10 protein-coding genes are annotated in these 7021 nt (G+C 64.8%); 7 read left to right on the forward strand and 3 right to left on the reverse strand.

Annotation, left to right across the window (positions count from 1 at the left end; genetic code table 11):
- The 3 genes from EN906_RS17100 to EN906_RS17110 all read left to right on the forward strand — a co-directional run.
- Positions 1 to 316, forward strand: a 316-nt coding sequence (locus EN906_RS17100; RefSeq protein ID WP_164777209.1) for a transglutaminase family protein, incomplete at its 5' end; no start/stop codon positions are given.
- Between the two features lie 127 nt (positions 317 to 443).
- Positions 444 to 1409: a cation diffusion facilitator family transporter gene (locus EN906_RS17105; protein WP_127269362.1), complete on the forward strand. Its 966-nt coding sequence runs from the start codon at positions 444 to 446 to the stop codon at positions 1407 to 1409.
- 61 nt (positions 1410 to 1470) lie between these two features.
- On the forward strand, positions 1471 to 1875 hold the full coding sequence (locus EN906_RS17110) for a GFA family protein (RefSeq protein ID WP_127269361.1): 405 nt from the start codon (positions 1471 to 1473) through the stop codon (positions 1873 to 1875).
- A 20-nt stretch (positions 1876 to 1895) separates the two neighbouring features.
- On the opposite strand, the gene EN906_RS17115 is transcribed toward EN906_RS17110, so the two are convergent.
- A complete protein-coding gene (locus EN906_RS17115) occupies positions 1896 to 3167 on the reverse strand; it encodes a DNA recombination protein RmuC (protein ID WP_127269360.1) in 1272 nt (423 codons plus the stop codon).
- A 103-nt stretch (positions 3168 to 3270) separates the two neighbouring features.
- Between EN906_RS17115 and def the strand changes: the two genes are divergently transcribed.
- Genes def through truA form a run of 4 tightly spaced genes read left to right on the forward strand, consistent with a single transcriptional unit; the run spans position 3271 to position 6056 of the window.
- On the forward strand, positions 3271 to 3801 hold the full coding sequence (gene def, locus EN906_RS17120; protein WP_127269359.1) for a peptide deformylase: 531 nt from the start codon (positions 3271 to 3273) through the stop codon (positions 3799 to 3801).
- A gap of 4 nt (positions 3802 to 3805) precedes the next feature.
- A complete protein-coding gene (gene fmt / locus EN906_RS17125) occupies positions 3806 to 4759 on the forward strand; it encodes a methionyl-tRNA formyltransferase (RefSeq protein ID WP_127271004.1) in 954 nt (317 codons plus the stop codon).
- Complete coding sequence (locus tag EN906_RS17130; protein WP_127271002.1) at positions 4756 to 5262, forward strand: N-acetyltransferase; 507 nt, start codon at positions 4756 to 4758, stop codon at positions 5260 to 5262. Before fmt ends, EN906_RS17130 begins: the two co-directional genes overlap by 4 nt.
- Positions 5263 to 5285: 23 nt before the next feature.
- Complete coding sequence (gene truA, locus EN906_RS17135; protein ID WP_127271000.1) at positions 5286 to 6056, forward strand: tRNA pseudouridine(38-40) synthase TruA; 771 nt, start codon at positions 5286 to 5288, stop codon at positions 6054 to 6056.
- Here the strand turns inward: truA and EN906_RS17140 are convergent.
- Entirely contained in the window at positions 6023 to 6658 is a 636-nt protein-coding gene (locus EN906_RS17140; RefSeq protein WP_127270998.1) for a transporter, read from the reverse strand. The genes truA and EN906_RS17140 overlap by 34 nt on opposite strands.
- Positions 6659 to 6663: 5 nt before the next feature.
- Positions 6664 to 7021, reverse strand: a 358-nt coding sequence (locus tag EN906_RS17145; protein WP_127375275.1) for a M20/M25/M40 family metallo-hydrolase, incomplete at its 5' end; no start/stop codon positions are given.

A 7021-nucleotide genomic window follows, 5' to 3' on the forward strand; every position in this document is an offset into this window, starting at 1 on the left:
GAGCGGCGTGTGCCGAGACTACGCGCATCTCGCCGTCACCTTCTGCCGGGCGCTCAACATCCCAACGCGCTACTGCACCGGCTACATCAGCGACATCGGTATGCCGAAACCATGGGCGAGCATGGATTTCTGCGCCTGGATGGAAGTCTATCTCGGCGGCCGCTGGCATGTCTTCGACCCGCGCAACAATGCACCGCGCATCGGCCGCATCCTGATCGCCTCCGGCCGCGACGCCGCCGACGTGCCGCTGACCCATATATTCGGCCCGGGAACGCTTGCCGGCTTCAAGGTGTGGACCAGCGAGATCGTCGAGTAGTCGCCGTTTTCCATAGGCCGATCTCTCATGACCGCTGGCTTGGACGACCCGACATTCGCGCGGTGTGATGCCTGTGGAGCTTTAGCGGCCTGGCCGCTAGACTGCGCCTTGAATGGGAACAAATGCCATGGCCGGGCACGGCGGCTCAAAAAAGGTGATCTACGCGGCGCTCGCCGGCAATTTCGCCATCGCGCTGACCAAGTTCGCCGCCGCCGCCTTCACCGGCAGTTCGGCGATGCTGTCGGAGGGCGTGCATTCGCTGGTCGATACCGGCAATGGCGGCCTGCTGCTCTACGGCATGCACCGCGCCGCCCGCCCGGCCGACCGGACTCATCCGCTCGGTCACGGCCGCGAACTCTACTTCTGGAGCTTCATCGTCGCGCTCCTCGTCTTCGCGCTGGGCGCCGGCGTGTCGTTCTACGAAGGCGTGATCCATATGATGGCGCCGGAGCCGGTCGCCAACGCCGAGGTGACCTACATCGTGCTTGGCCTTTCCTTCCTGTTCGAAGGCAGTTCGTGGTGGGTGGCGCTGAAGGAGTTCCGCCAGCAGAAGGGCAAGCAGGGCTGGCTGCGGGCGGTGCAGTCGAGCAAGGATCCGAGCGTCTACACCGTACTGTTCGAGGACAGTGCAGCACTTCTCGGCCTGATCGTCGCGTTCGTCGGCATCCTGGCGGCGGAAGTTCTGGAGATGCCGGAACTCGACGGCGCCGCCTCTATCGGCATTGGGCTGATCCTGGGGGCGACAGCGATCTTCCTGGCCCGCGAAAGCAAGGGCCTGCTGATCGGTGAGCCGGCATCGCCCGAAGTGCAAATGAAGGTGCTGGCGATCGCCCAGCAGGATCCGGCGGTGCAGCGGGCGAACGGCGTCCTGACCGTCCATATGGGGCCGGCAGAGATCGTCGCCGGCCTGAGCATCGAGTTCGAGGACCATTTGACGGCGCCCGAGATCGAAGCTTGCGTCGAGCGCCTGGAGGCGCAGCTGAAGAAGGAAATGCCGGAGATCACGCGGCTGTTCGTCAAGCCACAGACGACAGGCACCTGGGAGAAGCGGCGCAAGCTGATCGACACCGCATCCGATCCGGCTCTGGACTAGCGCCGCGCCATTGCCTGGCTGCCTTGACCCGCTAGATTACCGGGATTCAGGAGGAACAAAGATGAAGATCGACGGCGGCTGCCACTGCGGCGCGATAACCTATGAGGCGGAGGTAGACCCGGAAAAGACCACGATCTGCCACTGCACGGATTGCCAGCAACTGACCGGCACGGCTTTTCGCCTGACGGTTCCGGCGCCGGAAAGCAACTACCGCATCACCAAGGGCACGCCGAAAATCTACATCAAGATCGTGGCGAGCGGCGCCAAGCGCACCCAGGCCTTTTGCGCTGACTGCGGCTCGCATCTTTACGCCACGTCTGTCGGCGATGGCCCCAAGGTCTATGGGATTCGCGTGGGGACCGCGCGGCAGCGCCAGGATTTGATTCCAACACAGCAGAAATGGCACCGCTCGGCGCTGCACTGGCTGCCTGAATTTCAGGGCATGACCACGTTGGAGGAGCAGTAGCGCCGGTCCGGCACCGCGCCTCAATCGTCGCCTTCAACGACCCTCAGCCTGAGCTGCCCGGTTTTCGAATCGGCAACGCGCGCGCCAGTATCGACCTTCGCGGCGGGAGCCCGTGACGCTGCGTCCGCGGCGGCATCGCCGTCGGGCTGCGCGCCGAATTCCAGTGCCTCGATCTTCTGGCCGCGCTTGGTGACCTTCGACGTCGAAACCAGGATGTCGTCGATGTCCTTGGCCGACTGACCGAAATGCACCTGCAGCTTGCGCACCCGCTCGTCGACGCGCGCGACATCCTCCATCAGCCGGATGACTTCGCCCTGAATCAGGTGCGCCTGTTCGCGCATGCGGGCATCCTTGAGGATCGCCTGGATGACCTGGATCGACAGCATCAGCAATGACGGCGAGACGATGACGATTCGGGCGCGGTGCGCCTTGTGGACGATCGCCTCGAAATTCTCGTGGATCTCGGCGAACACTGATTCCGACGGCACGAACATGAAGGCGGTGTCCTGCGTCTCGCCCTGGATCAGGTATTTTTCCGAGATATCGCGGACATGGATCTCGATGTCGCGGCGGAAGGCCTGCGAGGCGGCCTTCTGCAGGTCGGCGCCATCGGCGGCGCGGATGGCATTCCAGGCCTCGAGCGGAAACTTGGCGTCGATGGCCAGCGACGGCGCGCCGTTCGGCATCTTCACCAGGCAGTCAGGACGGCTGCCGTTCGACAGCGTCGCCTGGAATTCATAGGCGCCGTGCGGCAGGCCGTCGGCGACGATCGCCTCCATGCGAGACTGGCCGAAAGCACCGCGCGTCTGCTTATTGGAGAGGATCGCCTGCAGCTGCACGACCTGGCCGGCGAGCGACTGGATGTTGCCCTGCGCGACATCGATGATGGCCAGCCGCTCCTGCAATTTGGCCAGGCTCTCATGCGTGGATTTGGTCTGCTCGGTCATGGTCTGGCCGAGCCGGCCGGTCATGGCGTCGAGGCGCTGGCCGATCGACTGCGTCAGCTCCGCCTGCCGTGCGCCGAACACTTCGGCGATGGCGCCCATACGACCCTGCATTTCGGCCTGGCTTTGCAGAATGCCGGCCATCCGCACTTCCGCATCGCGGGCATGATCGGCGGCTTCCGCAGCCGCGACGGCGCGCGCCTTCGCCGACCGCCACAGCGCAATGACCAGCGCCACGAACAGGGCCAGAAACAGCAAAGCGCCGAAGGCCAGCGCATGGCCGAGCGTGACGGTTGTGGCGCCAAGCCGGGCGACAGGTTCGGAAAGGATGGTGCTCAAATCATTCATGTGGACAGCATAAACGATTCGCGCTGCCGGCACAGATCAAAACGTGAACGAGCCTCCAGCCTACCGGTTGACGCTTTTCTCTGGAGGTCTTAGGTGGAACGCCATGTCGATCAAGCCGCTCATCATCCTTCCCGACCCCATCCTGCGCCAGGTTTCCAAGCCGGTGGAGCGTGTCGACGCACCTTTGCGCAAATTAGCCGACGACATGCTGGCGACCATGTATGACGCGCCGGGCATCGGATTGGCGGCAATCCAGATCGGCGAGCCGCTGCGCTTGCTGGTGATCGATCTGGCCAAGGAAGACGAGACGCCGGCGCCGCATGTCTTCATCAACCCGGAAATCCTGGAGAGCGCCGACGCGCGCTCGGTCTATGAGGAAGGCTGCCTGTCGATCCCGGATTATTACGCCGAGGTCGAACGCCCGGCCTCCGTGCGGGTCAAATATGTCGACCGCGACGGCAAATTGCAGGATATGGAGGCCGAGGGCCTGATGGCCACCTGCCTGCAGCATGAGATCGACCACCTCAATGGCGTCCTGTTCATCGACCACATCTCGAAGCTGAAGCGCGACATGGTGGTGAAGAAATTCAAGAAGCTTGCCAGGGACAAGGCGCCGGGCAAGCTGGCGGGATAGGGCCATGCCCCTTCGCGTCATCTTCATGGGTACGCCGGAGTTTTCGGTGCCGACTTTGCGCGCGATCGCCGAGGCTGGCCATGAGATATCAGCCGTCTATACCCAGCCGCCGCGCGCCGCAGGGCGGCGCGGGCTGGAGTTGACGCCATCGCCGGTGCAGCGCGAGGCGGAGCGGCTGGGCATTGAAGTCCGGGCGCCGGTTTCGCTCAAGGGCGAGGCCGAGCAGGCCGCTTTCCGTGCCTTGCAGGCCGATGTCGCCGTGGTCGTCGCCTATGGCTTGCTGCTGCCGAAGGCGGTTCTCGAGGCGACCCGGCTCGGCTGCATCAACGGCCATGCGTCGCTTCTGCCGCGCTGGCGCGGTGCCGCGCCGATCCAGCGCGCCATCATGGCCGGCGACCTGGAAAGCGGCATGATGGTGATGCGCATGGAAGAGGGGCTGGACACCGGCCCGGTCGGGCTGGTTGAAAAATGCGCCATCGAACCCGATATGACAGCCGGCGATCTGCATGATCGGTTGATGAGTGTCGGTGCTGCCTTGATGGTGGAAGCGCTGGCGCGACTGGAAAGGAATACCCTGACATTCACCACACAAGCTGTGGATGGGGTGACCTACGCCAAGAAAATCGATAAATCCGAGACTCGCGTGGACTGGACTCGCTCAGCAAGTGAGGTCCACAATCATATTCGCGGCCTGTCACCCTTTCCCGGCGCGTGGTCGGAGATAGGAATTGGCGGCCGCCAGGAGCGGCTGAAACTGCTTCGCTCGACGCTGTCGCAAGGCCTGTCGCTTTGGGAAGAGTTGGGCGAGTCGGGAGGAATTCTCGATGACCGGCTGACGGTCGCCTGCGGGGCAGGCGCGATCAGGCTGGTCGAAGTTCAACGCGCGGGCGGAAAGCCCGCTGCCGCGTCGGAGTTCCTGCGCGGGGCCAAGATCGAAAAAGGACTGAAATTCTCATGAGCATGATGTCGATACGCGCGGCAACGCCGCGGGATCGCGAGGCCATCCGCCTCGTCGAGGAACACGCTTTCGGCCAGCAGGCGGAGGCCGGTCTGGTCGACGCGCTGGTGACCGGCGGCGACGCTGTTGCCGAACTGGTGGCGGAAGAGGACGGCCAGGTGGTCGGCCACATCCTGTTTTCGCGGCTGTTCGTCCAGAATGGCGGCAAGACTTTCGCGGCCGTGGCGCTGGCACCGCTGGCGGTGGAGCCCTCGTTCCATGGCAGCGGCATCGGCGGCGCGCTGATCCGCGAGGCGCATATCCGCCTCAGGGATGCCGGCGAAACGCTGGCCGTGGTGCTCGGCGACCCCATCTATTACGGGCGTTTCGGATATAGCCACACGCGTGCCGAGAACTTCGAGAGCGAATACCAGGGCGAAGCGCTGCAGGCGCTGGCCTGGGGCGACGCGCCTGAGGCCGGCACACTGGTCTACGCCTCCGCCTTCACCGCTCTCGCCGCGTAGGCGAGAGCGTATAGCCGCCCGGCATGCCGCGTTTTCGCCTCGACATCGAATATGATGGCAGTCTGTTTGCCGGCTGGCAGCACCAGGCGGATCAGCCTTCGGTGCAACAGGCGATCGAGCGGGCGATCGAAAAATTCTGCGGCGAAGCGATCCGGCTGCGCGCCGCCGGCCGCACCGATGCCGGCGTCCATGCGACCGCGCAGGTGGCGCATGCCGACCTCGCCAAGGCGTGGCCGGGCGACAAGGTGCGCGATGCAGTCAACGCCCATCTGCAGGCGGCCGGGGCGCGCATCGCCATCCTGAAAGCGACGGTCGTCTCCGACAGCTTCGACGCCCGCTTCTCGGCCATCGGCCGCCACTATCTCTACCGCATCCTGAACCGCCGTGCCCCGGCCGCGCTCGACAAGGGCAAGGTCTGGTGGGTGCCGAAGCGGCTCGACGCCGGCGCCATGCACGAAGCGGCGAAAGTCCTGCTGGGACGGCATGATTTCACCACCTTCCGCTCGACCCAGTGCCAGGCCAACAGCCCGATCAGGACGCTGGAACGGCTCGATGTGAGCCGACAGGGCGACATGATCGAGGTCAGGGCTTCGGCGCGCTCGTTCCTGCACAATCAGGTACGTTCGATGGTCGGCTCGCTCAAGCGCGTCGGCGACGGCGGCTGGACTGCGGCCGACCTGAAAACGGCGCTCGAGGCGCACGACCGCGCCGCCTGCGGACAGGTGGCGCCACCCGACGGGCTGTTTCTCACCGGTGTCGATTATCCAGTCGAGACGAGCCCGGACAGGCTCTGAACTCCGGCATCGTCCGGCACGGTGATGCCGAGCAGCGTCTGCAGGCCGAACAGCACCAGCAGCGAGGCGATGAACATGCCGACGAAAACGGCGGTGCCGACCGATGCGCCCCTGCCGATCGTGGCGTTGGTCATGCGCCAGGTCAGCACCATCGACAGGGCAAACAGGAACAGCGACACAAGACTCGCAGCCTGGCTTGCGGACGACAGGAAAAGCCGGATCAGCGCCGAGGGCAGCATCAGCCAGGCGGTGATGGCCGAAGCCCAGTTGCTGGCGACGACGTAGTGGACGAAGCGGCCGCCTATGCCGGCGCGCGGCGCGATCAGGGCGAGCGCAATCAGCGGCAGCACCCAGGAGCCGATGTCGACCGTCGCCAGGCGCACCAGCATGCTGAAGCGGCCCGCGAAGGCGTCGGGATCGCCGAGTTCGTTGGCGATGCCGACCCAGCCGACGATCAGCGCCGGTGCAGCAACGACAATGGCGAAGAAGGAATTCCAGAAGCCGTCGGCCGACAGGTCGAGCAGGCGCAGGCCGTCGGCCTTGCCGAGCATCAATCGCCAGGCGCCCGTCAGCGAAGCTTGGGTTTCGTCCGCCGAAAGCATGCTGTTCAGCCCTGTCCGAACCAGTCTTCTATGAAGCGCTGGTAGATTTGCGTCAGCGTTTCCAAATCGGCAATGGCGACGCGCTCGTCGACCATATGCATTGTCTTGCCGACCAGCCCGAACTCGACCACCGGACAATAGTCCTTGATGAAACGCGCGTCGGACGTTCCACCGGAGGTCGACAGCGTCGGCTCCTTGCCGACCGCCGACTTGATCGAGCCGCGCAGCGTTTCGATAAGCCTGTCGTCGCGGGTCAGGAAGACATGGCTCGGCCGGTCGCGCCAGACGAGCTCGTAGTCGACCGGCGTCTTCTTGCCCTGCCGGTACTTCCTGCGCCTGGCCGCCTGGTCGAGCCGGTTGTGG

This window comes from Mesorhizobium sp. M7A.F.Ca.CA.004.06.1.1 (genome assembly GCF_003999135.1).
Lineage (GTDB): Bacteria > Pseudomonadota > Alphaproteobacteria > Rhizobiales > Rhizobiaceae > Mesorhizobium.

Coding starts and splice junctions, on each gene's coding strand:
- EN906_RS17110 (WP_127269361.1), top strand. CDS start 1,471: ATGAAGATCGACGGCGGCTGCCACTGCGGCGCGATAACCTATGAGGCG.
- truA (WP_127271000.1), top strand. CDS start 5,286: ATGCCGCGTTTTCGCCTCGACATCGAATATGATGGCAGTCTGTTTGCC.
- def (WP_127269359.1), top strand. CDS start 3,271: ATGTCGATCAAGCCGCTCATCATCCTTCCCGACCCCATCCTGCGCCAG.
- fmt (WP_127271004.1), top strand. CDS start 3,806: ATGCCCCTTCGCGTCATCTTCATGGGTACGCCGGAGTTTTCGGTGCCG.
- EN906_RS17105 (WP_127269362.1), top strand. CDS start 444: ATGGCCGGGCACGGCGGCTCAAAAAAGGTGATCTACGCGGCGCTCGCC.
- EN906_RS17130 (WP_127271002.1), top strand. CDS start 4,756: ATGAGCATGATGTCGATACGCGCGGCAACGCCGCGGGATCGCGAGGCC.
- EN906_RS17115 (WP_127269360.1), bottom strand. CDS start 3,167: ATGAATGATTTGAGCACCATCCTTTCCGAACCTGTCGCCCGGCTTGGC.
- EN906_RS17140 (WP_127270998.1), bottom strand. CDS start 6,658: ATGCTTTCGGCGGACGAAACCCAAGCTTCGCTGACGGGCGCCTGGCGA.